21 protein-coding genes are annotated in these 21,921 nt (G+C 52.4%); 7 read left to right on the top strand and 14 right to left on the bottom strand.

All coding sequences use genetic code 11. From position 1 onward, the window contains the following. The first annotated feature begins 69 nt into the window (after positions 1 to 69). The 3 genes from HMPREF2572_RS08095 to serS all read left to right on the top strand — a co-directional run bounded on the left by HMPREF2572_RS08095 (position 70) and on the right by serS (position 2,795). On the top strand, positions 70 to 486 hold the full coding sequence (locus HMPREF2572_RS08095; RefSeq protein WP_003757911.1) for an MORN repeat-containing protein: 417 nt from the start codon (positions 70 to 72) through the stop codon (positions 484 to 486). 70 nt (positions 487 to 556) lie between these two features. Next, entirely contained in the window at positions 557 to 1,123 is a 567-nt protein-coding gene (gene dcd / locus HMPREF2572_RS08090) for a dCTP deaminase (RefSeq protein WP_003741335.1), read from the top strand. Positions 1,124 to 1,499: 376 nt separating this feature from the next. After that, complete coding sequence (gene serS / locus HMPREF2572_RS08085) at positions 1,500 to 2,795, top strand: serine--tRNA ligase (RefSeq protein WP_070497656.1); 1,296 nt, start codon at positions 1,500 to 1,502, stop codon at positions 2,793 to 2,795. A gap of 154 nt (positions 2,796 to 2,949) precedes the next feature. Here the strand turns inward: serS and HMPREF2572_RS08080 are convergent, their stop codons facing one another. From HMPREF2572_RS08080 to HMPREF2572_RS08025, 11 genes are all read right to left on the bottom strand, one after another. Continuing rightward, complete coding sequence (locus HMPREF2572_RS08080; RefSeq protein ID WP_070497572.1) at positions 2,950 to 3,189, bottom strand: putative hemolysin; 240 nt, start codon at positions 3,187 to 3,189, stop codon at positions 2,950 to 2,952. Positions 3,190 to 3,355: 166 nt separating this feature from the next. Beyond that, on the bottom strand, positions 3,356 to 3,835 hold the full coding sequence (locus HMPREF2572_RS08075) for a hypothetical protein (RefSeq protein WP_070497571.1): 480 nt from the start codon (positions 3,833 to 3,835) through the stop codon (positions 3,356 to 3,358). Between the two features lie 87 nt (positions 3,836 to 3,922). Next, positions 3,923 to 5,062, bottom strand: coding sequence for a THUMP domain-containing class I SAM-dependent RNA methyltransferase (locus HMPREF2572_RS08070; RefSeq protein ID WP_070497570.1), 1,140 nt, complete (start codon positions 5,060 to 5,062; stop codon positions 3,923 to 3,925). Between the two features lie 190 nt (positions 5,063 to 5,252). Beyond that, positions 5,253 to 6,248 carry an ornithine carbamoyltransferase gene (gene argF / locus HMPREF2572_RS08060; protein WP_070497563.1) on the bottom strand — a complete coding sequence of 332 codons (996 nt, stop codon included), beginning with the start codon at positions 6,246 to 6,248 and terminating at the stop codon, positions 5,253 to 5,255. A gap of 324 nt (positions 6,249 to 6,572) precedes the next feature. Then, positions 6,573 to 7,328: a methylated-DNA--[protein]-cysteine S-methyltransferase gene (locus HMPREF2572_RS08055; RefSeq protein WP_070497561.1), complete on the bottom strand. Its 756-nt coding sequence runs from the start codon at positions 7,326 to 7,328 to the stop codon at positions 6,573 to 6,575. A 271-nt stretch (positions 7,329 to 7,599) separates the two neighbouring features. Continuing rightward, positions 7,600 to 8,085: a hypothetical protein gene (locus HMPREF2572_RS08050; RefSeq protein ID WP_070497556.1), complete on the bottom strand. Its 486-nt coding sequence runs from the start codon at positions 8,083 to 8,085 to the stop codon at positions 7,600 to 7,602. A 314-nt stretch (positions 8,086 to 8,399) separates the two neighbouring features. Further along, positions 8,400 to 9,545 carry a succinyl-diaminopimelate desuccinylase gene (gene dapE, locus HMPREF2572_RS08045; protein WP_070497654.1) on the bottom strand — a complete coding sequence of 382 codons (1,146 nt, stop codon included), beginning with the start codon at positions 9,543 to 9,545 and terminating at the stop codon, positions 8,400 to 8,402. Positions 9,546 to 9,630: 85 nt separating this feature from the next. Further along, entirely contained in the window at positions 9,631 to 10,251 is a 621-nt protein-coding gene (locus tag HMPREF2572_RS08040) for an HI_0552 family protein (RefSeq protein ID WP_070497554.1), read from the bottom strand. A gap of 118 nt (positions 10,252 to 10,369) precedes the next feature. Beyond that, positions 10,370 to 10,879, bottom strand: a complete 510-nt coding sequence (locus HMPREF2572_RS08035; RefSeq protein ID WP_070497552.1) for a hemerythrin domain-containing protein — start codon at positions 10,877 to 10,879, stop codon at positions 10,370 to 10,372. Positions 10,880 to 10,974: 95 nt separating this feature from the next. After that, entirely contained in the window at positions 10,975 to 11,565 is a 591-nt protein-coding gene (gene azu, locus HMPREF2572_RS08030) for an azurin (protein ID WP_070497549.1), read from the bottom strand. Between the two features lie 290 nt (positions 11,566 to 11,855). Next, positions 11,856 to 12,278: a DciA family protein gene (locus HMPREF2572_RS08025; protein ID WP_036491508.1), complete on the bottom strand. Its 423-nt coding sequence runs from the start codon at positions 12,276 to 12,278 to the stop codon at positions 11,856 to 11,858. 157 nt (positions 12,279 to 12,435) lie between these two features. On the opposite strand from HMPREF2572_RS08025, the gene secA reads away from it, so the two are divergent. From secA to HMPREF2572_RS08010, 3 genes are all read left to right on the top strand, one after another. After that, positions 12,436 to 15,189, top strand: a complete 2,754-nt coding sequence (gene secA, locus HMPREF2572_RS08020) for a preprotein translocase subunit SecA (RefSeq protein WP_070497547.1) — start codon at positions 12,436 to 12,438, stop codon at positions 15,187 to 15,189. Positions 15,190 to 15,364: 175 nt separating this feature from the next. Further along, positions 15,365 to 16,129 carry a CDP-diacylglycerol--serine O-phosphatidyltransferase gene (gene pssA / locus HMPREF2572_RS08015; RefSeq protein WP_070497545.1) on the top strand — a complete coding sequence of 255 codons (765 nt, stop codon included), beginning with the start codon at positions 15,365 to 15,367 and terminating at the stop codon, positions 16,127 to 16,129. Between the two features lie 3 nt (positions 16,130 to 16,132). Next, entirely contained in the window at positions 16,133 to 16,942 is an 810-nt protein-coding gene (locus tag HMPREF2572_RS08010) for a sulfite exporter TauE/SafE family protein (RefSeq protein ID WP_070497542.1), read from the top strand. Between the two features lie 222 nt (positions 16,943 to 17,164). Here HMPREF2572_RS08010 and HMPREF2572_RS08005 read toward each other — a convergent pair whose 3' ends face one another. Further along, a complete protein-coding gene (locus HMPREF2572_RS08005; RefSeq protein ID WP_070497540.1) occupies positions 17,165 to 18,640 on the bottom strand; it encodes an aldehyde dehydrogenase family protein in 1,476 nt (491 codons plus the stop codon). A 432-nt stretch (positions 18,641 to 19,072) separates the two neighbouring features. Here HMPREF2572_RS08005 and adhP point away from each other — a divergent pair, with 432 nt between their 5' ends. Beyond that, entirely contained in the window at positions 19,073 to 20,116 is a 1,044-nt protein-coding gene (adhP, locus tag HMPREF2572_RS08000) for an alcohol dehydrogenase AdhP (RefSeq protein WP_083294196.1), read from the top strand. A 175-nt stretch (positions 20,117 to 20,291) separates the two neighbouring features. Here the strand turns inward: adhP and HMPREF2572_RS07995 are convergent, their stop codons facing one another. Both HMPREF2572_RS07995 and HMPREF2572_RS07990 read right to left on the bottom strand, forming a co-directional pair. Then, entirely contained in the window at positions 20,292 to 20,750 is a 459-nt protein-coding gene (locus HMPREF2572_RS07995; RefSeq protein WP_070497538.1) for a methyltransferase family protein, read from the bottom strand. 75 nt (positions 20,751 to 20,825) lie between these two features. After that, on the bottom strand, positions 20,826 to 21,569 hold the full coding sequence (locus tag HMPREF2572_RS07990) for a pseudouridine synthase (RefSeq protein ID WP_070497536.1): 744 nt from the start codon (positions 21,567 to 21,569) through the stop codon (positions 20,826 to 20,828). Positions 21,570 to 21,921: the final 352 nt, after the last annotated feature.

Here is a 21,921-nt window from a genome sequence, read left to right as displayed (position 1 = left end):
CGCCGTCCTGGTTTAAAGTTAATCCACTATAAAAGGTCGTCTGAAACCTACATCCGATGGACAACCTTTATGTTTAAACACTTCGCATTCCTGCCTCTCGCCATTATGCTTGCCCTCCCCGCCTCAGCCGCCGTCCTAACTTCCTATCAGGAACCGGGCTGCACCTACGACGGCGATGTCGGCAAAGACGGCAAACCCGCCGGCAAAGGCACATGGCGCTGCCAAGACGGTCGCAGCTACACCGGCGCATTTAAAAACGGCAAATTCGACGGACAAGGCGTTTACACCGTCTCCGCCAACCGCGAAACCTTCATCGAGCCGTTCAATTCCAACAGCACCAAGTTCCGCAACATGGTACTGTCGGGCACGTTCAAAAAAGGCCTAGCACACGGCAAATTCACCGCCTCGCAAAACGGCGAAACCGTCTTCATCATGAAATGCGAAAACGGCATGATTAAAGAAGTGAAACTGCCCAAAACCAAATAACCCCGTCCCGCATTTTCAGACGACCTCCCCGCAGACGTCGTCTGAAAACGCAAGAAACAAGGAAAACATTATGAGCATCAAGTCCGACAAATGGATACGCCGCATGAGCGAAGAGTTCGGCATGATCGACCCCTTCGAGCCGAACCAAATCAAAGAAGCCAACGGACAGCGCATCATCTCCTACGGCACGTCCAGCTACGGCTACGACATCCGCTGCGCCAACGAATTCAAAATTTTCACCAACATCAACAGCACCATCGTCGATCCCAAAAACTTCGACCCGAAAAACTTCGTTACCGTCGAAGACGACTGCTGCATCATCCCGCCCAATTCCTTCGCGCTGGCGCGTACGGTCGAATATTTCCGCATCCCGCGCAACGTCCTGACCGTCTGCTTGGGCAAATCCACCTACGCCCGCTGCGGCATCATCGTCAACGTCACCCCGTTCGAGCCGGAATGGGAAGGCTACGTCACCCTCGAGTTTTCCAACACCACCCCCCTGCCCGCCAAAATCTATGCCGGCGAAGGCGTGGCGCAAGTCCTCTTCTTCGAGAGCGACGAAATCTGCGAAACTTCCTACAAAGACCGCAACGGCAAATACATGGGGCAAACCGGCGTTACCCTGCCGAAAACCTGATGATGGTAACCCGCCTTCCGTCTTTTACAGACATTAAGGGCATTATAGTGGATTAACTTTAAATCAGGACAAGGCGACGAAGCCGCAGATAGTACATCAGGACAAGGCGACGAAGCCGCAGACAGTACAAATAGTACGGCAAGGCGAGGCAACGCCGTACTGGTTTAAAGTTAATCCACTATAGAAAAAACAAATCCGACGGCATCGCGTTTAGCGTATCCGAATCCGTCCGAGGTCGTCTGAAAACTTAAATCCGGCGTTTCAGACGACCCTTTTCATGTCCGCCGCAAAGCCCGCCGCCCAACGCTTCCATTGTGAAAATATCCTTAATTTGGTTTACAATGACGCCATTTCCAAATCTTACCGAGAGAACAAAATGTTAGACATCCAACAGCTCCGCAGCCACACCGCAGCCGTCGCTGAACGTTTGGCGCAGCGCGGTTACGAGTTTGATACCGCACGTTTCAATGCCTTGGAAGAGCAGCGCAAAGCCGTCCAAGTGAAAACCGAAGAACTGCAAGCCTCGCGCAATAGCATTTCCAAACAAATCGGCGCATTGAAAGGACAGGGCAAACACGAAGAGGCGCAGGCAGCTATGGATCAAGTCGCCCAAATCAAAACCGATTTGGAGCAGGCAGCCGCCGATTTGGATGCCGTTCAGAAAGAATTGGACGCATGGTTGTTGAGCATTCCCAACCTGCCGCACGAAAGCGTACCCGCCGGTAAAGACGAAACCGAAAACGTCGAAGTCCGCAAAGTCGGCACGCCGCGCGAATTTGACTTTGAAATCAAAGACCATGTCGATTTGGGCGAACCTTTGGGCTTGGATTTCGAAGGCGGTGCGAAACTTTCCGGCGCGCGCTTTACCGTCATGAAAGGTCAAATCGCCCGCCTGCACCGCGCGCTGGCGCAATTCATGCTCGATACGCACACGCTGGAACATGGCTACACCGAACATTACACGCCCTACATCGTGGACGACACCACCCTGCAAGGCACGGGTCAACTGCCTAAATTTGCAGAAGATTTGTTCCATGTTACCCGCGGTGGCGACGAGAGCAAAAAAACGCAATACCTGATTCCGACCGCCGAAGTGACGCTGACCAACACCGTTGCCGACAGTATTCTGGCGGAAAGCGATTTGCCGCTGAAACTGACCGCCCATTCACCCTGCTTCCGCAGCGAAGCGGGCGCATACGGCAAAGACGTGCGTGGTCTGATTCGCCAACACCAATTCGACAAAGTGGAAATGGTGCAAATCGTTCATCCCGAAAAATCATACGAAGCACTGGAAGAAATGGTCGGTCATGCCGAAAACATCCTGAAGGCTTTGGAACTGCCCTACCGCGTGATTACCCTGTGTACCGGCGACATGGGCTTCGGCGCAACCAAAACCTACGACTTGGAAGTCTGGGTTCCCGCGCAAAATACCTACCGCGAAATCTCAAGCTGCTCCAACTGCGAAGATTTCCAAGCACGCCGCATGAAGGCGCGTTTCAAAGACGAAAACGGCAAAAACCGCTTGGTACATACTTTGAACGGCTCCGGCTTGGCAGTCGGCCGCACTTTGGTTGCGGTTTTGGAAAACCATCAAAACGCCGACGGCAGCATCAATATTCCTGCTGCCTTGCAGCCTTACATGGGCGGCGTGACCAAACTGGAAGTCCGATAAGCCGTGTAGCTGCATTCCATCGCTAACAATCAAAAGGTCGTCTGAAACCCTTAAACAAGGTTTCAGACGACCTTTTCGTTATCGGCTGCCTTTGCTGTCATCAACACGACCATATCGAGCCTAAGCATCCTGAACGCGACGGCTCGATGCGTTATTACTGATTGTTTTGACGGAAATATGCCCATTCTTCAACGACCGTACCGTCCGGCAGATGGCACAGCGCATACTCCGCACCGTCTTTGTCTTTTTTGACTTCCAATTTCCCGCCCTGCTTCACGCAAAACTCAGAAGCCGGATTTGCCGCGCCGACCATAGGGGCATCTTCCTTACCAGACGTACCACAAGCCGCCAAAACCGTAGCGGCGGCAATGCTTAAAACAGCAGGTTTCATCATATTATTTCCTTTCGATATTGTGATTCAGACGACCTCAGTACAAATTTTGCGGCAGGCAACACGAGCCGCCACGCTGTTTTACGGGTCATCCGAGTGAAATCAGACAGTTCCTGTTGAAAGAAAGTTCTCCACGCTTGAGTAAACAAACGCAATCAACCCCATCGGATTACCCGCCTATTTCCTGCTTTCGCTGCTCATTCCGCCAACGATACCATTCTTGCGGACTCATTTTCTCTTCGTCGGTCATGTTTTCCGAACAGGCGATGATGATGAAATGCTCATCGGCGTACATAAAGCGTTTGATAACTGCCGAAGAAATTTCCTGTCCCTGATGACTGAACGATACTTTAGGCGGCGGCGCCTGTCTCACACCGAAACCGAACAGCCCTGCCAACTGCCTGCTGTCTTCCAAACGTCCGCCCGCTTCCAAAGTGAATCGGCGGGCAACCTTCTTCCACGGTCGCGTCAACCGCTGTTTGGCTCGCGCTTCGACGGCGTGTTCGCAACGATTGATGATTTCCACATGCTGCGTCAAAGGCTGCGACATGGCTTCCGCGCGCCCGACGGCAAGCAGGCAGAAAATGCCCGCTGCGATAAGCGGAAGAACGGATATTGTGCGTTTGTTTAGCGTGTTGTTTTGTATCATGCTTCACTCACTCTTTGACAAACGGAAAGGTCGTCTGAAAACGATACGGCATCGTTGCCTTGGTTTTCAGACGACCTTCAACCGTATTTATCGGTTTGACCCTTTGACCATATCCATCAAAAACAGGCGGCAGTCTAAGTTGCCGTTGTAGAGCGGGATTTTGCGTTTGGGCGAAAGGCGCATGAATTTCGGCATATCGCGGTCGCCGGTAAACATGCCCGCTAGCCAGCCCGCATAATGCTGCTTCAGCCACGCGCCCAACTGCGGATAAAGGGCTTGTAAGGCTTGGACTTCGGCAAGGCGGACGCCGTAAGGCGGATTGGAAATCAAAATGCCGCCCTCTCCGTTCGGACGGGTGTCCTGTGCGTCTTTGACTTCAAAACGGATGAACGTGTCCACTTCGGCAGCTTGGGCGTTGGCAACGGCGGCGCGAATCATATAGCGGTCGTTGTCGCTACCCGAAATCGCGGCAGGCGCGGGGCGGATTTGCGTTTCGGCTTCGTGTTGCAGCTTTTTCCAAAGGGCGGCATCGAAGTTTTTCAGTTTTTCAAACCCGAAACGGCGCATCAAACCGGGTGCGCGACGGGTGGCAATCCATGCGGCTTCGATGACGATGGTGCCGCTGCCGCAAAATGGGTCTTGGAAAGGCTGCGTGCCGTCATAGCCTGCCAGCAGCAGCAAGCCTGCCGCCAAGTTTTCGCGCATCGGCGCTTCGCCCGTGTCTTGGCGATAGCCGCGTTTGAACAAGGCTTCACCGGACGTGTCGATAAAAATCTGAATGTCGCGCTCGTCGATAAAGGCATGGATTCGGATGTCGGGGCGGATTTTGCCGACGCTGGGGCGTGCATCGCAAGCGTCGCGGAACACATCGCACACGGCATCTTTGATTTTCAATCCGACAAAATCCAAACTTTTGACTTGGGCGCGCTTGCCTTCTACTTTAACTTTGAAGGTTTGTTCCAAGTCGAACCAATCCGTCCAGCGGATATTTTTCGCCGCTTTGTAAATGTCTTGCTCGCTGCGGTAGCCGCTTTTGGTCAAGCGCAGCAACACGCGGCTTGCGGTGCGCGAATGCAGGTTGATGCGGTACACCTGCTCCATACCGCCTTTGCACGCGACGCCTCCGTCAACGGCACGGATGTCTTGGCATTTGAGTTGTTCGAGTTCTTGGAATAAAGGGGCTTCGAGACCGCGCGGGCAGGTAACGAATAGGGAATAAGTGGTCATGCGAACCTTTCGGATGGGCGGCGTATTCGGACTACCTCTGCCGCATATTGCTCCGCCGCAGCCTTGAGGGGCGCGCGGATAAAAATGTGATGGACGTGATTATAAAGGATATAAAGGCAAAAGGTCGTCTGAAAACCCGTTATATTGATTTTCAGACGACCTTTTTTAATGGATTCAAACAGAAACGCCGTCAATCCCCCAGCGCCGCCACCATCACCGCTTTAATCGTGTGCATCCGGTTTTCTGCTTGGTCGAACACGATGCTGGCGGGGCTTTCGAATACTTCTTCCGTTACTTCCACGCCGTTTAAGCCGAAGGTTTCATAAATCCATTCGCCGACTTTGGTTTCACGGTTGTGGAAGGCGGGCAGGCAGTGCATGAATTTGACCTGTGGATTGCCCGATGCCGCCATCAGCTCGGGGGTAACGCGGTAATCTTTCAACAAATCAATGCGTTCCTGCCACGCCTCTTTCGGCTCGCCCATGCTGACCCACACGTCGGTATGGATAAAATCTGCGCCTTTGACGGCTTCTTCAGCGTTTTCGGTGAGCAAAATCTTTCCGCCGGTTTCTTCGGCAACAGCGCGGGCGCGGGCGACGATGTTTTCAGACGGCCACAAGGTTTTCGGCGCACCGATACGCACGTCCATGCAGAGCTTCGCGCCCAACACCAGCAGCGAATTTGCCATGTTGTAACGCGCGTCGCCGACGTAGGCAAACGCGGTTTGGTTCAAGGGTTTGCCGCTGTGTTCTCGCATGGTCAGCGCGTCGGCGAGCATTTGGGTGGGGTGGAACTCGTTGGTCAGACCGTTGAACACGGGCACGCCGGCGTATTTCGCCAATTCTTCAACCACGTTCTGCCCGAAGCCGCGATATTCGATGCCGTCGTACATCCTACCCAACACGCGGGCGGTGTCTTTAATGCTTTCCTTATGCCCGATTTGGCTGGCGGACGGCTCCAGATAAGTGACTCCCGCCCCTTGGTCGCGCGCGGCGACTTCAAATGCGCAGCGGGTGCGGGTCGATGTTTTTTCAAAAATCAGGGCGATGTTCTTCCCTTTCATCCGCTGCACTTCGCGCCCTGCCTTTTTGGCGGCTTTCAACTCGGCGGCAAGGTCGAGATAGGCGGTGATTTCTTCAGGCGTGAAGTCCAAAAGCTTCAGGAAATGGCGGTTTTTCAGGTTCATATTCGTATTTCTCCTTTCCGGCAGGTCGGGCATTGATGAACAATCTGCCGCTGCTCTATTTTATAGTGGATTAACTTTAAACCAGTACGGCGTTGCCTCGCCTTAAGCTCAAAGAGAACGATTCTCTAAGGTGCTGAAGCACCCAAGTGAATGGTTCCGTACTATCTGGATTTTGGGGAATTTTGCAAAGGTCTCTATCTGTACTATCTGCGGCTTCGTCGGCTTGTCCTGATTTAAATTTAATCCACTATAGTCAGGTCGGATTTTCGAATCCGGTAATTTCAATCGGCGTTGTCGGATACCAGCATCCGACTTACCTCAAAATCAAAACAAGGTCGTCTGAACTTCGCAGCGTTCCAAAGCAAGCAGCGACTGTTTGCGGTTCAAGCCACCTGCGTAGCCGGTCAGCTTGCCGTCGCTGCCGATGACGCGGTGGCAGGGAATCAGGATGGAAACCTTGTTCTGCCCGTTGGCGGCGGCAACGGCACGGACGGCTTTGGGATTGCCCAAACGCTGCGCCTGCTCCTTGTAGCTGCGCGTTTCGCCGTAAGGAATCGCCAAGAGCGCGTCCCATGCCTGTTTTTGAAATTCGGTACCAATCTGCTCCAAAGGCGTGGCAAAGGTTTTCAGACGACCCTTGAAGTATAAATCCAATTCCTGCCGCAGAAGTTGCGTTCGCTTATCTTCCCGAAACACAAACCGTCCGCGCAAGGCTTTTTGGACCGCGGTAATTTCCTGCTCCATATGTTTCTGCCCGACAAACTCCAGCAAACACAAGCCCTTACCGCCGAACACCGCCAGCATCTCACCCAAAGGCGTAGCAATGGCGGCGGCGGTCAGTTCGTTCGAGCTATCAGGGTAACGCCCTTCCAACAAACGGATGGCGCGGCGGATACGGACATATTCTTCAGGCGCGCAGCCGATACGGTCGATAAAATCCTGTTCGAACTGCTTGGCTTCGTGTTCCGTAAAACGTTCATGCAGCAGGGCTTCGAGGTCGGCGGAAAAGTCGGTTTCCAGTCGCTCGCGGATTTCATTCCATTTTGAAGGAAGGCTGTTTAAAGAAGGTAGGGTAATCATAGGAATAGATCTATTTACAATAAAGGGAGGCATGACCCTCCCCGTTATAACAATTTATCGGCTTCTTTGCCAATACCACAGCGCGCCCCTGCTTTCATTTCATGGAATTTTATTCCCGATAATCTACAAACCCCAACCGAGTACCCGACGGATCGATAAATTCCACAGCCCATCCGTTATAGTGGCTTTAAACCACCTACTGTACAAACTGGCTGAAAACCGTCGCCCTTCTCAATGAAATTTAAAATTTTATAAAATCCAAAGGTTGAAATTATAGAATTTTCTTTAAAACAACAAATTCTTTGTCTTTTTCTATCTTAAATTTTCCCAAGGTCCACTCGCCGTTCTTTTTAAATTCCCCGTTTTCCCCACAATAGCCACTTTTCTCAACCTTGGTTGTTTGCAAAATCACTTCGTCATCACTTACAAATCGATAAAGACCTTCTGAATGCGGAAAACAATCATTACCGCATTCTGCTGAATAACCGCTGCTAAACCTGCCGTCTTTATCAAACTCAATGTGCTTTCCATAAATGTGATTATCAGAACCGGTTGTTTCTACCCGACTGAGATAATATGCGTTTTGGGGCGTATCCATGGGCAATTCGTCAATATGCCACAATCCCACCAGTGCATTTTTTTCTAAAATTTTTCCTTGATTGATTGAAACCACTTGAGGCTTTGCCTTGGACTCAAAGCAACCTGTCAAAGACAATGACAATCCCAATACAACAAGGGCAGAGATAAATTTCGGCATGGGGAAACCTTTAGTGAAGAAATCGATTAATGACAGTCAATGTATTGGGCTGCAAAGTAAAATGATTTTTATGATAAGTATTTATTATAGCTTTGTTTCAAATCTTAACCAAATGGAGTAACTTGAAATTAAAATTCACAAAACCATGAAAAATAGCCACTATCACTCATAAAACTTTCAAACACCACACAATATTTCCTCAAATGTCAATTAAGAAATCAGAAGAACCCGGGTTAAAACCGTCGTTAAAATGTTCTTCAGGGTATTGCCTCAAAATATGCCGATTTGAGCGCGGCAATACCCTTCTGCCGTTTTCAGACGGCCTTTTCAGCCAACAACCGCGCCAATATCCCCTCATACACCGCAGACAGCTTCGGAATGTCGTCCAGCCGCACGTTTTCGTTGATTTGGTGGATGGTGGCGTTGGACGGACCTAATTCGATGAGTTCTTTCGCAATGGCTTTGATGAAGCGTCCGTCCGAAGTGCCGCCGGTGGTGGACAATTCGGTCTCTACGCCGCAGGTTTCGGCGATGGCGGCGCGTGCTACGTCGGTCAATTTGCCCGCATGGGTAAGGAAGGGCTGCCCCGAGCACGACCACTGCAAATCGTATTGCACGCCGTGTTTGTCCAAAATGGCGTGAACGCGTTGTTTCAGCCCTTCTTCGGTGGACTCGGTGGAGAAGCGGAAATTGAATTTGACGTTCAGCTCGCCCGGAATGACGTTGGTCGCGCCTGTGCCGCCGTTGATATTGGAAATTTGAAAGCTGGTCGGCGGGAAGTATTCGTTACCTTCGTCCCAGACTTCCTGCGTCAGCTCTAACAAGGCCGGGGCAAAAGTATGCACGGGGTTGATTGCCAAATGGGGATAAGCAATATGCCCTTGCTTGCCTTTGACGGTCAGGTTGCCCGACAGCGAGCCGCGCCGGCCGTTTTTAATCATATCGCCCAATTTGTCCACGGCGGTCGGTTCGCCGACGATGCAATAGTCGATAAGCTCGTCGCGCGCTTTCAACACATCGACCACTTTGGTCGTACCGTCCAGCGCGTCGCCCTCTTCGTCGGAAGTAATCAGGAGCGCAATGCTACCTTGGTGGTTGGGATGCTCGGCAACGAAGCGTTCGCAGGCGGTAACGAAGCAAGCGATGCTGGTTTTCATGTCCGCTGCGCCGCGCCCGTATAATCTTCCGTCGCGCTCGGTCGGCTCGAACGGGGGCGAATCCCATTTTTCGACAGGGCCCGTCGGCACGACGTCGGTATGCCCTGCAAAACAGACGACGGGAGCTTTCGTGCCGCGTCGTAACCAGATGTTTTTGGTGTCGCCGAAATGGAGTTCTTCAGCCGCAAAACCGATTTTGTGCAGGCGTTCGGCAAGCAGTTTTTGGCAATCTCGGTCGTCGGGGGTAACGGACGGGCGGGAAATCAATTCTTTGGCGAGTTCTAGGGATTGGGTTTCGGTCATTTTGTTCACTTTGGAAATCAGGTCGTCTGAAATGTCCTGAAGCTGATTTTCAGACGACCTTTGGGTTGGGTTGATATGTTCTAAATCATTTGCCATGACAGGCTTCATAAAGCGGCAGCAAATCTTCCACCGTTTCGACTATCCATTTTGCTACATCTTGTTTGCCCAAATCATCGCGTTCGATGTGTTTGCCGATGCAGAAAAAGTCTTCGCCGTTTTGCAACTTTCGGTCGGATTCACTTTGTTGTGCGACAGTGCGGTAGTCGTCGTATTCGCTTTCCGCGCCATGCCACATATCGAATGCGGCGTATTTTTCGGTATCGAAATCATCTAGCCAGCGGTTGTATTCGGGCAGCGCAATCGGCGACACGTCGGCTTTGTAGCAGTGCCAGTCCAAGCTGACACTCAGACGGCGACGGTTGAGTAGTATCGACAGGATAGCGGCGGAATTTTTGTATTGGGCGTATTTGAAGTAGGCGAAGAAATGGGCGCGAACCTGCCAGCCGTTACACCAGCGTTCGATATGCGGCGGGGCGAAAGGTTCGCCCAAGTCTGCGGCGACCTGCTGTATCAGCTGCTGCCATATCTGCCAGTTTTCCTTGTAGTCAGCTTTGATTTGCGGAATGCTTTCGGGCTGATATTTTTTGAGCTGGGCAAACTGGAAAAACGGGATATTGAACAAATCGCAGCTTTTTGGCGTCAGCATGGTTGGCTTCCTTTTTAGACGACGTGGTTGTGTTACGGGGATACTGGGGTCGTCTGAAAATCTGTTTTCAGGTTTTCAGACGACCTTTGTTTGAAGAAACGGCAATCTGTAAACGACCTTATCTGCGTCGGCGCGCCGCCATGATTTCGCCGATTTCAGTCAGTTTCTCTTTAGGGATAAACGTTTTGCCCATGTCGAACAAGGGTTCTTCAATCGCCAGATGCACATCGTAACCTGCCACAAAGCGTTTGAACGCTTCCGCATCGGGGATATAGGCGTTGTCTGCTTCAAGTTTGGCAAATTCGGCAGCCACAGCATCCCAGTTACCATGCAGACTCACATGCTGACGCGAAAGCTCGTCCACGCTTTCTTGGGCTTGCGGCGCGTATTGCAGCAGCAGCGGGAAAAAGTTTTCTTCTTCGTCTTCATGGTGCAGCGGCGCGGCGACGTTGAAATACTGGGCGATTTGGCGGATGGTTTGCAAAACAATCTGATTGCAGCCGTTTTCGGCGATGTAGTCCGACAGCATGGCGACTTGGCCGCAGAAACGGCGCACTTTGCCGTGGCAGGCGTACAGCATTTCAATCGGTTCGGCAAAGGTAACGCTTTTGGTTTCAAACGGATTCATGGTTGTGTTCTCAATGGTGTACTTTTCAGACGACCATTTTATAACAAAACAGCCTGCATAAAGCAGGCTGTCTGTATTCGGACGCTTAAGGCAGCTTAGTTCACCAAAGTAACGTCGCCTTTCATCAAAGCGCCGTGTCCTGGGAATGAGCAGTAGAATTTGTAGCTGCCGTCCGCCAGTTTGGCAGGATCAACGGTTACAGAAGTCTCTTCGCCGCCACCAATCAATTTGGTATGACCGACGATACGGGCATCACCGGCTTTTACATAGTCAGCTTCGGCACCGGCAGAGGCGCCGTCTTTCAATACGCCATCCATGTCTTCTGCTTTGGAAATCACGATATTGTGACCCATGCCTGATTTAGGCTGAGTACCGGTGTGTTTCAGGGTAATGGTGAATTCTTTACAAGCTTTGCTGATTTGAATGTCTTTAGTGTTGAACTGCATATTGTCGTTGGATTCAACGGTAGCCGCGCAGTTGCCTGCGGCAGGTGCGGCAGCACTATCGGCGGGAGCCGCTTCGGAAGCAGGTGCGTCGGCAGGCGGCGCGCTTTCTGCGGGGGCCGGTGCGGCTTCAGAAGCAGCAGATGCAGTCGGAGCTGCGGGTTCGGCAGGTTTTGAGGCTTCTTGCGAACAAGCGGACAAGCCGATAACGGCAGCAGAAATCAGAGCCAAATAAGCTTTCATGTTTATCTCCTAATGATATGGTGAGAATATGTTAAGTTCCACAAAATAAAACCTGCGAATATATTAATAAACCAATATCGGTTTTGATATTTGCAAGCGGAAGAAGGATAGAAATGGAGCTGTATTCTGCTACAAGAAATCAAACAAATCCAAAGCTAGGCGGCTGTTTTACCTCAGTTTACACAAATGAGAATAACTACTATTTCTGACGTATTTCTTTAGTATTAGACCTTATCGGTCAGACGAAATATTTTTTAACTTTAATTAACAAACCTCGCAACTATTCCAAGTCAGCGGCTGTGTTTGCGCACCAACTCCGCCAGCGCGGCAGCCAATTCAGGATGCTTGTCTTCCAATTTTGCCGCCGCCGCATCAAAACTCTCCAATGCCGCCCCGCTCAAATGCAGGCTGTTGACTTTGGGTTGTGCCGGCGGCTTCGGCACGACTTTGACCGCCACATCCCGAATCCCCGCGTTCAATTCCTGAAGCTGCGGCACAAGCGCGGGCAATATCATTTTCAGGCGCGAAGCCGCCATACCGTTTGCCGCCAGCAACACCAACCTGCCCTCTTCGATGCAGGCAGTTTGAAAGTGCGGGTGCAGGTTTGCCGGCAGGATGCGTTTGACTGCCGCATCCAGCCTGCGCCATTGTTGCGACTGCTGCAACAAACCGGCCAACCGCGCATCCCGCTTGCCCAATTGTTCCAAATTCATATGTTTCAGACGACCTTTTCAAAGTGTACGGTTGTATTATCAAGATTGAAATCCGGTAAAACTGCCTTTATTTCAAACGGCATGACTGCCTTGCCGCGAGGCTTGTGTTAAAATCCCCGTTTCGCCATTATTTTATATCAGGCGCAGGAACTATTTCATGCTGACAAACATTGCTAAGAAAATCTTCGGCAGCCGCAATGACCGGCTGCTCAAACAATACCGTAAATCCGTTGCCAAAATCAACGCACTCGAAGAACAAATGAAAGCCTTGAGCGATGCGGATTTACAGGCTAAAACAGCCGAATTCAAACAACGTCTTGCCAACGGTCAGACTTTGGACGACATCTTGGTCGAAGCCTTCGCCGTCTGCCGTGAAGCGTCCCGCCGCGTACTCGGTATGCGCCACTTTGACGTACAGCTTATCGGCGGTATGGTGTTGCACGAAGGTAAAATCGCCGAAATGCGTACCGGTGAAGGTAAAACCTTGGTCGCTACGCTTGCCGTCTATCTCAACGCCCTGTCCGGCAAAGGCGTACACGTCGTTACCGTCAACGACTATCTTGCCTCGCGCGACGCGGGCATCATGGCACCGCTCTACAACTTCCTCGGCTTAACCGTCGGCGTCATCATCGCCGATATGCAGCCGTTTGACCGTCAAAACGCCTACGGCTCCGACATTACCTACGGTACCAACAACGAATTCGGCTTCGACTACCTGCGCGACAATATGGTAACCGACCAATACGACAAAGTTCAGCGCGAATTGAATTTTGCCGTAGTGGACGAAGTGGACTCCATTCTGATTGACGAAGCGCGCACCCCGCTGATTATCTCCGGTCAGGCGGATGACAATATCCAGCTGTACCAAATCATGAACAGCCTTCCTGCGCACCTCATCCGCCAAGAAACCGAAGAAGGCGAAGGCGATTACTGGGTTGATGAAAAAGCACACCAAGTCATCTTGAGCGAAGCGGGTCACGAACACGCCGAGCAAATCCTGATTCAAATGGGTTTGCTGCAAGAAAACGACTCCCTCTACTCCGCCGCCAACATCGCCCTGATGCACCACCTCATGGCAGCATTACGCGCGCATACGTTATTCCATAAAGACCAACACTACGTCATCCAAGACGGCGAAATTGTCATCGTGGATGAATTTACAGGTCGTCTGATGTCCGGCCGCCGCTGGTCCGAAGGCCTGCACCAAGCCGTCGAAGCCAAAGAAGGCGTGGAAATCAAACGCGAAAACCAAACCCTCGCCTCCATCACCTTCCAAAACTACTTCCGCCTGTACACCAAACTCTCCGGCATGACCGGTACCGCCGATACCGAAGCTTTCGAGTTCCAAAGCATCTACAACCTCGAAACCGTCATCATCCCGACCAACCGCCCCGTACAGCGTAAAGACTTCAACGACCAGATTTTCCGTTCTGCCGAAGAAAAATTCGAAGCCGTCGTCAAAGACATCGAAGAATGCCACAAACGCGGACAACCCGTCCTCGTCGGTACCACCAGCATCGAAAACTCCGAGCTGGTTTCCCGTCTTCTGCAAAAAGCCGGACTGCCGCACAACGTCCTCAACGCCAAAGAACACGAACGCGAAGCCCTGATTGTCGCCCAAGCCGGTAAAGTCGGCGCCATTACCGTCGCCACCAACATGGCGGGCCGCGGTACCGACATCGTCCTTGGCGGCAACCTCAAGCACCAAATCGAAGCCATCCAGTCCAACGAAAACCTGAGCGACGAAGAAAAAACCGCACAAATCGCCGCTCTTGAAAACGGCTGGCAGGCAGAACACGACCAAGTGGTCGCCGCAGGCGGTCTGCACATCATCGGTACCGAACGCCACGAAAGCCGCCGTATCGACAACCAATTGCGCGGACGCGCAGGCCGTCAGGGTGACCCCGGCTCCAGCCGCTTCTACCTCTCGTTTGAAGACCCGCTGCTGCGCCTCTTCGCACTCGACCGCGCCGCCGCCATCCTCAACCGCCTTGCGCCGGAACGCGGCGTCGCTATCGAACACGGCATGTTGACCCGTCAAATCGAAGGCGCGCAACGCAAAGTCGAAGGCCGCAACTTCGACATGCGTAAACAAGTATTGGAATACGATGACGTTGCCAACGACCAACGTAAAGTCATCTACCACCAACGCAACGAAATCCTCAACAGCAAAGACGTCAGCGACCTGACCAAACGCATCCGCGAAGAAGTCATCAGTGATTTGGTCGATTTGTACATACCGCCCGACAGCATGGAAGAGCAATGGGACATCCCTGGGCTCGAAAGCCAGCTTGCCGCCGAGTTCCGTCTGCACGAAGACATACAAGCATGGCTCAAAGCAGACACCACTTTGGACAATCAAGACATCAAAGAGCGTCTGATTAAACGCGTGGAAGAAGAATACGCGGCCAAAGTCGAGCTGGTCGGTAAAAAACCGATGGCGGATTTCGAACGCAACGTTATGCTGCAAGTCATCGACCTGCAATGGCGCGAACACCTTGCCGCCATGGACTACCTGCGCCAAGGCATCCACCTGCGCAGCTATGCGCAAAAAAATCCGAAACAGGAATACAAACGCGAAGCTTTCGCCATGTTTGAAAACCTGTGGCGCGGCATCAAGCATCAAACCGCTTCCCTCTTGGCCTCCGTCCAAATCGAGCGCAATACCGATGTAGAAGAAATTGCCGAACCTACTCCCGTCGGCATCCAAACCATCCACTCTGAAGCGCCCGACATGGAAGAATTGCTCGGCCAATCCCAAACCGATTTGGTTACCGAAGCGTTCGACCCCGACGGAACGGACTTCAGCCCCGAAGCGCTTACCGCCCAAGGCCGTATCGTCCACCGCAACGACCCCTGCCCTTGCGGCAGTGGCTTGAAATACAAACAATGCCACGGCAAGCTAAGCTGATGACAGCTTAAACAAAAGGTCGTCTGAAACCTCGAAAGGCTTTCAGACGACCTTTTTCATCACACAAGTTACAGAACCGGGCCGACATAAAAAAATACCATCGTGATTAAATTGTCAGGCGGTCACGATACGGTATAATCCCTAAATCTGCTTCGTACAGCATCATCAAACGCTTATGGACAATACTCAAATTCCTCAAAATTCGCAACGCAATTCGTTGCGCCGCAACAGTATCTACCTGCTACCCAACTCCTTCACCATCGCCGCCCTATTCTGCGCCTTCTTCGCCATCACCCAATCCATGCACGGGCGTTATGAGACGGCAGCGATTGCAGTATTCCTCTCCATGCTGCTCGACGGCATGGACGGTCGCGTGGCACGGCTGACCAACAGCCAAAGCGCGTTCGGCGAACAGCTCGACAGCCTTGCCGACATGGTCAGTTTCGGCGTCGCGCCCGCCTTGATTGTCTATAAATGGCAGCTTTGGCAGTTCGGCAAAATCGGTTATTCCGTCGCCTTCATCTACTGCGCCTGCGCCGCTCTGCGCCTCGCCCTCTTCAATACACTCATCGGCAAAGTCGATAAACGCTGGTTCATCGGCGTTCCCAGTCCGACTGCCGCCGCGCTGATTGTCGGTCTGATTTGGGTCAACCACAGCGTCGAACGTTTCCCCGGCGTACAGTGGTGGGCATTGGGCATCACGCTTTTCGCCGGCATTTCCATGATTGTCCAAATCCCGTTTTGGAGCTTTAAAGAAATCAACATCCGCCGCCAAGTTCCCTTTATGGGCATGGTACTTGCCGTGTTGATCTTCCTCTTAGTCACATGGAAGCCTGCCCTCGTCTTATTCCTCTTCTTCTTAGGATACAGCCTCTCCGGCTACATCATGGCGGTATGGCGTTGGTTGAAAAAACGCCGTAAAACCAAAAAGGTCGTCTGAAAAATGTGGACTTGGGATATTATCCTTTCCCTGCTCGCCGTCGGAAGCGCGGCGGGCTTTATTGCGGGGTTGTTCGGCGTAGGCGGCGGCACATTGATTGTCCCCGTCGTATTGTGGACGCTGCAACTGCAAGGCATCAGCAGTCACCCCTACGCCCAACATCTCGCCATCGGCACATCCTTCGCCGTCATGGTATTCACCACCTTCTCCAGCATGTACGCGCAGCACAAAAAAAGCGCCATCGACTGGCAGACCGTCCGCCGTATGACCCCCTCCATGATATTCGGCGTACTGGTCGGCGCGGTCACCGCCAAATACATGCCTACCCGCGCCCTGCAAATCTTCTTTATCGTATTCCTGACCCTTATCGCCCTCAAAACCCTGACCGACTCCAAACCCAAAGCCTCGCGCCACCTGCCCGCCCTACCCGGCCTGAGCGCGGTCGGCACATTGTTCGGCGCAGCTTCGAGCTGGGTCGGCATCGGCGGCGGTTCACTGTCCGTCCCCTTCCTGATGTATTGCAACTTCCCCGCCCACCGCGCCATCGGCACATCCTCCGGCCTCGCCTGGCCGATTGCGCTTGCAGGTACCATCGGTTATCTCTTTACCGGCTGGAACATCCCCAACCTACCCCATGGCTCCGGCGGCTTCCTCTATCTGCCCGCAGTCGCCATCCTAAGCATCGCGACCATGATTTTTGCCCCGCTCGGCGTCAAAACCGCGCACAAACTTCCCGCCCGCCAACTCAAAATCTCCTTCGGCATCATGCTGCTGCTGATTGCCGTCAAAATGGCTTGGAACCTTATCCGCTGATCATGATGGCGAAACACCGTATAGTGAAATCCTCCCTACCCTTTGACTGTATGCCCTTCCTGAAAAACGTTTAATCTTTCCTCAAGGCAAACCTGACGGTTTATTTGTCTATAACGACAAGCACTCATAAAATTCCAGTCAACACAAAAAGGTCGTCTGAAACCCGAATCCGGATTTCAGACGACCTTTTTTCTACATCACTAAACAATGTTCAGCAGGCAATCAATAGAAACCTTCACGCTCTTCGCGGGTGGAGATGTAAATGTTTTTCACCTGCGTATAAGCGGCGAGCATCATTTTGTGGGTTTCGCGGCCGATGCCTGAAGTTTTGTAGCCGCCGAACGGTGCGCCTGCGGGCAGGCGGTTGTAGCAGTTCACCCAAACGCGACCGGTTTCCAGTGCATTGGAAACGCGCAGGCAGCGGTTGATGTCGGTACTCCATACTGCACCGCCCAAGCCGTATTCGCTGTCGTTGGCCATTTTGATGACTTCTTCTTCGGTTTTGAATTTAATCACGGTAGCAACCGGGCCGAAGATTTCTTCTTGGGCGACACGGGCGCTGTTGCTGCCGGCTTCGATCAAGGTCGGCTCGACAAATTCGCCTTTGCCCAACTCGCCTTCGATTTTCTTACCGCCGGTGATGATGCGGCAGCCTTCCTGTTCGCCGATTTTGACGTATTTCAAAATGGTTTCAAGCTGACCGGCGTTGACTTGCGAACCCATTTGGGTGTCGTCTTCCCAAGGTAAGCCGACTTTGATTTTTTTGAATTCTTCCGCCAAGGCGTTGACGAATTTGTCGTAAATGCCTTCTTGTACGAAGATGCGCGAACCGGCACAGCACACTTGGCCTTGATTGAACAAAATACCTTTTTGCGCGCCTTCGAGGGCTTTGTCGAACGGCATGTCGTCAAAGAAGATGTTGGCGGATTTGCCGCCCAGCTCCAAGGTAGCGGGAATCAGCATTTCGGCGGCGGCGATGCCGATGTGGCGGCCGATTTCGGTCGAACCGGTAAAGGCGAGTTTGTTGAAGCCTTTGTGGCGCAGCATGTATTCGCCGGATTTAGAACCGCGTCCGGTGATGATGTTCAACACGCCTTTAGGCAGCAAGTGGTTGATTTTTTGTGCGAACGACAACAGGCTCAGCGAAGTGCTGGAAGACGGGTGGATAACGATGGTACAGCCTGCGGCGAGTGCGGGGGCGATTTTCCACGCCGCCATCAGGAAGGGGAAGTTCCACGGAATAATCTGACCGACTACGCCGATGGGTTCGCGCAGGACGATAGACAGGTCTTCGGAGTCAAGCTGGGTGGCAGTGCCTTCTTCGCCGCGGATCACGCTGGCGAAGTAGCGGAAATGGTCGGAAGCCAACGGGATGTCGGCGGCGCGGGTTTCGCGGATGGGTTTGCCGTTGTCCAGTGTTTCCTGCAAGGCGAACAATTCCAAGTTGTCATCAATCACATCGGCGATTTTGTTTAGTATGGCGGCGCGTTCGGTGGTGGTGGTTTTGCGCCATGTTTTGAACGCTTCTTGCGCAGCGGCGACGGCGGCATCCACATCGGCGTCGGTCGCGTCGGTGAATTTCGCCAATACTTCGCCGTTGGCAGGATTGTACGAATCCAAAAGCGCGCCGGGTTTCGTCCACACGCCGTTAATCAAAAGGCCGTACTCTTTATCAAACACATTTAAATCTTTTGCCATGATGCTGTCTCCTTAGTTGTCTTTCTTAGGTTTTGGACGTTCCTCAAACGTCATCTGAAAACAGGATAATATTTTTTCTCTTTCAGTTCAAGCACTAAAAATGATAACGTTCTCAAAATTCCAAATATGTAATTTTCTAAAATAGGGAATTTAAGCCGATAAGATTTGACCCCGTATGGGAATGAAGCATGTTTGTTAATATATTTAAATTTTTCAGACAACCTTTTTTACATGATATGTGTAAGAATTTTTCAGCGGCTTGGTGGGTATATTTTCAGGTAGGTAAGATGTTATGGTATAACATTTTATTCCTTATTTTTCAAAAAGATAGGGTGTTGACACGGCGAAATGAAGGGGAGTATTCTCGTTTACAGGGGGTTTACCTCCTACCCGACCTTTTACGGATTTCTTACGAATGCCAAGGAGAACACCATGAAGATGCAAGCAGTTGTTGTGAATCAAAATGTAGCAGGCGATGTAGAAGTTGTAGAACGCGAAGTGCGCCCGTTGGAATACGGCGAGGCGTTGGTTGAAGTCGAATATTGCGGCGTGTGCCATACCGACTTGCACGTTGCGGCAGGCGATTACGGTGAAAAACCGGGACGCGTGTTGGGACACGAAGGCATCGGTATCGTCAAAGAAGTCGCTCCGGGCGCGAACGCTCTGAAAGTCGGCGACCGCGTCAGCATCGCATGGTTGTTCCAAAGCTGCGGTTCGTGCGAATACTGTAATACCGGCCGCGAAACCTTGTGCCGTTCCGTATTGAACGCAGGTTACACCGCCGACGGCGGTATGGCGACCCACTGTATCGTCGATGCAGACTACGCCGTCAAAGTACCTGACGGACTTGATCCCGCACAAGCCTCCAGCATTACCTGCGCCGGCGTTACCACTTACAAAGGCGTGAAAGTTTCCGGCGTGCGTCCGGGACAATGGATTGCCGTTTACGGCGCGGGCGGTTTGGGCAACTTGGGTGTCCAATACGCGAAAAAAGTATTCGGCGCACACGTTGTCGCCATCGACATCAACGATGAAAAACTGGCATTCGCTAAAGAAAGCGGCGCAGATTTAGTCATCAACGCCGCCAAAGAAGACGCTGCTAAAGTGATTCAGGAAAAAACCGGCGGTGCACACGCAGCCGTTGTCACCGCCGTATCCGCCGCCGCGTTCAATTCTGCCGTGGACTGCGTCCGTGCAGGCGGTCGCGTCGTCGCCATCGGTCTGCCGCCCGAATCTATGGACTTGTCCATCCCTCGTCTGGTCTTGGACGGCATCGAAGTGGTCGGCTCACTGGTCGGTACGCGCAAAGACTTGGAAGAAGCCTTCCAATTCGGCGCGGAAGGCTTGGTCGTACCGAAAGTCCAACTGCGCGCCTTGGACGAAGCTCCGGCAATTTTCCAAGAAATGCGCGAAGGCAAAATCACCGGCCGCATGGTTATCGACATGAAAAAAGAATGCGGCTGCGGACATCATTGATTTGATGCAGGCAGTTGAATGAAAAGGTCGTCTGAAACCTTTTTTGGGGTTTCAGACGACCTTTTGTTTGATTTGAACCATCGCGGATTCACGCTCTCAGGGGCAACCTGCGCGGCCGAATGATTTCATGCCGAAAAGGCGCAGGATGGCGATATCTGATTTGACGTTGCCGCTTTTATAACCAACGGCGGACGCGGCGGCAGTACGCTTCGTACTCGGCACCGAATTTCCGCGCCAAAACGCGTTCTTCGGGCATGATTTGAAAACGCGTCATATAGGCGGCAAATACCGCCAAAAAAAGCCACGGCAACGGATGCGCCAAGTGTCCCGCCCATGCCGCCAGCCAGAAGCCCATGCCCGCATACATCGGGTTGCGGCTGAAACGGTACACGCCGTCTGAAACGAAGTGTTCGGTTTGTTCGGGATTGAACGGGCTGACGGTCGTGCGCACACGGCGAAACGCCCACACACCTGATACGCCCAACGCCGTCCCAAACGCTATCAAAACAACCGACAGCAATATAGGAAAGCGCGGCAGTATGCCTGCCAGCGCGGATACTTGCGCAGAGGCATACATCAGCAATGCGCAGATAAAACATATCGCCGGCGGCGGGATTTTGGTTTCTAAATTCATATTATTGTCTTTATAAAACAGATACAGTGACGTTTTCAGACGACCTCTTGCCGTCATCCCCAAGTTCAAATCCAATCAAAACGATTCATCCGCCCGCAGATAACGCCATTTGCCGGGCGGCAGTTTGCCCAGTTTGACTTTACCCATCCGAATCCGCTTCAGTCCGACGACGCGCAAACCGACAAGTTCGCACATACGGCGGATTTGCCGCTTTTTGCCTTGTTTCAACACGAAACGCAGCTGGTCTTCGTTTTGCCATTCTACTTTGGCGGGGCGCAGTTTCTCGCCGTCCAAACTTAATCCGTGGTTGAGCAAGGCAAGTCCTTTTTCGTCCAATTTGCCGCGCACGCGCACCAGATATTCTTTTTCACTGCCGCTGTTTTCGCCGATAAGCTGCTTGGCGATGCGGCCGTCCTGCGTCAACACCAGCAACCCGACGGAATCGATGTCCAGCCGACCGGCGGGCGCCAAGCCGAATTTGTGTTTTTCGCTGAACGGAATGCGGCTGTCGTCGCCTTCCCAATGGTTGTCGGCGGTAATCAGCTCGGCGGCGGATTTGTAGCCTTTTTCCGCCTGCGCGCTGACGTAGCCGACGGGCTTGTTGAGCAGGATGGTGACGCGCTCCGCCTGTTTTTCATGCGCCTGCCGGTTGAGGTCGATGCGATCGCATTCGGTTACTTTCTGACCGAGTACGGCGGTTTGCCCGTTGACCTTGACCCAGCCTTGCTCGATGTAGCTATCCGCCTCGCGGCGCGAGCATAAGCCCAATTGCGCCATACGCTTGGAAAGGCGCATGGTTTCGTTTGAATCGTGTTCCATAATGGTTTGCCTGAAAAGAATGAATCAGATTATAAAGCCAAACCGTCATTTTCCCTACCGACATTATCGACATACCGCCCATCTTACGGACGCGCGAAACGCCCGCCCATGTCGGATAAATACCGCCAAGCCCGTTTTATGACAAAGGTCGTCTGAATAAACTATACTTTCAGACGACCTTTTTCAAACACGGAGCTTATTATTTATGTCCATCCGTTTGACCACGCTATCCCTAATCCTTGCCGTCGCAGCCTGCACGCCTACCGCGTCCCCATCGGCAGAAACTTCGCCAACCGTTACCAAAACCGCCATCGACACCGCCTACTGGACCGAACAGCCCTATTGCAGCGGC

This window comes from Neisseria sp. HMSC064E01 (assembly GCF_001808875.1).
GTDB lineage: Bacteria > Pseudomonadota > Gammaproteobacteria > Burkholderiales > Neisseriaceae > Neisseria > Neisseria sicca_A.
Note: the sequence above shows the minus strand (reverse complement) of the source record. Positions and strands in the feature narration are given on the sequence as shown.

Excerpts from the sequence above, each read along its gene's own strand:
- HMPREF2572_RS08095 (WP_003757911.1), top strand. The coding sequence starts at position 70 with ATGTTTAAACACTTCGCATTCCTGCCTCTCGCCATTATGCTTGCCCTC.
- dcd (WP_003741335.1), top strand. The coding sequence starts at position 557 with ATGAGCATCAAGTCCGACAAATGGATACGCCGCATGAGCGAAGAGTTC.
- serS (WP_070497656.1), top strand. The coding sequence starts at position 1,500 with ATGTTAGACATCCAACAGCTCCGCAGCCACACCGCAGCCGTCGCTGAA.
- HMPREF2572_RS08080 (WP_070497572.1), bottom strand. The coding sequence starts at position 3,189 with ATGATGAAACCTGCTGTTTTAAGCATTGCCGCCGCTACGGTTTTGGCG.
- HMPREF2572_RS08075 (WP_070497571.1), bottom strand. The coding sequence starts at position 3,835 with ATGATACAAAACAACACGCTAAACAAACGCACAATATCCGTTCTTCCG.
- HMPREF2572_RS08070 (WP_070497570.1), bottom strand. The coding sequence starts at position 5,062 with ATGACCACTTATTCCCTATTCGTTACCTGCCCGCGCGGTCTCGAAGCC.
- argF (WP_070497563.1), bottom strand. The coding sequence starts at position 6,248 with ATGAACCTGAAAAACCGCCATTTCCTGAAGCTTTTGGACTTCACGCCT.
- HMPREF2572_RS08055 (WP_070497561.1), bottom strand. The coding sequence starts at position 7,328 with ATGATTACCCTACCTTCTTTAAACAGCCTTCCTTCAAAATGGAATGAA.
- HMPREF2572_RS08050 (WP_070497556.1), bottom strand. The coding sequence starts at position 8,085 with ATGCCGAAATTTATCTCTGCCCTTGTTGTATTGGGATTGTCATTGTCT.
- dapE (WP_070497654.1), bottom strand. The coding sequence starts at position 9,545 with ATGACCGAAACCCAATCCCTAGAACTCGCCAAAGAATTGATTTCCCGC.
- HMPREF2572_RS08040 (WP_070497554.1), bottom strand. The coding sequence starts at position 10,251 with ATGCTGACGCCAAAAAGCTGCGATTTGTTCAATATCCCGTTTTTCCAG.
- HMPREF2572_RS08035 (WP_070497552.1), bottom strand. The coding sequence starts at position 10,879 with ATGAATCCGTTTGAAACCAAAAGCGTTACCTTTGCCGAACCGATTGAA.
- azu (WP_070497549.1), bottom strand. The coding sequence starts at position 11,565 with ATGAAAGCTTATTTGGCTCTGATTTCTGCTGCCGTTATCGGCTTGTCC.
- HMPREF2572_RS08025 (WP_036491508.1), bottom strand. The coding sequence starts at position 12,278 with ATGAATTTGGAACAATTGGGCAAGCGGGATGCGCGGTTGGCCGGTTTG.
- secA (WP_070497547.1), top strand. The coding sequence starts at position 12,436 with ATGCTGACAAACATTGCTAAGAAAATCTTCGGCAGCCGCAATGACCGG.
- pssA (WP_070497545.1), top strand. The coding sequence starts at position 15,365 with ATGGACAATACTCAAATTCCTCAAAATTCGCAACGCAATTCGTTGCGC.
- HMPREF2572_RS08010 (WP_070497542.1), top strand. The coding sequence starts at position 16,133 with ATGTGGACTTGGGATATTATCCTTTCCCTGCTCGCCGTCGGAAGCGCG.
- HMPREF2572_RS08005 (WP_070497540.1), bottom strand. The coding sequence starts at position 18,640 with ATGGCAAAAGATTTAAATGTGTTTGATAAAGAGTACGGCCTTTTGATT.
- adhP (WP_083294196.1), top strand. The coding sequence starts at position 19,073 with ATGAAGATGCAAGCAGTTGTTGTGAATCAAAATGTAGCAGGCGATGTA.
- HMPREF2572_RS07995 (WP_070497538.1), bottom strand. The coding sequence starts at position 20,750 with ATGAATTTAGAAACCAAAATCCCGCCGCCGGCGATATGTTTTATCTGC.
- HMPREF2572_RS07990 (WP_070497536.1), bottom strand. The coding sequence starts at position 21,569 with ATGGAACACGATTCAAACGAAACCATGCGCCTTTCCAAGCGTATGGCG.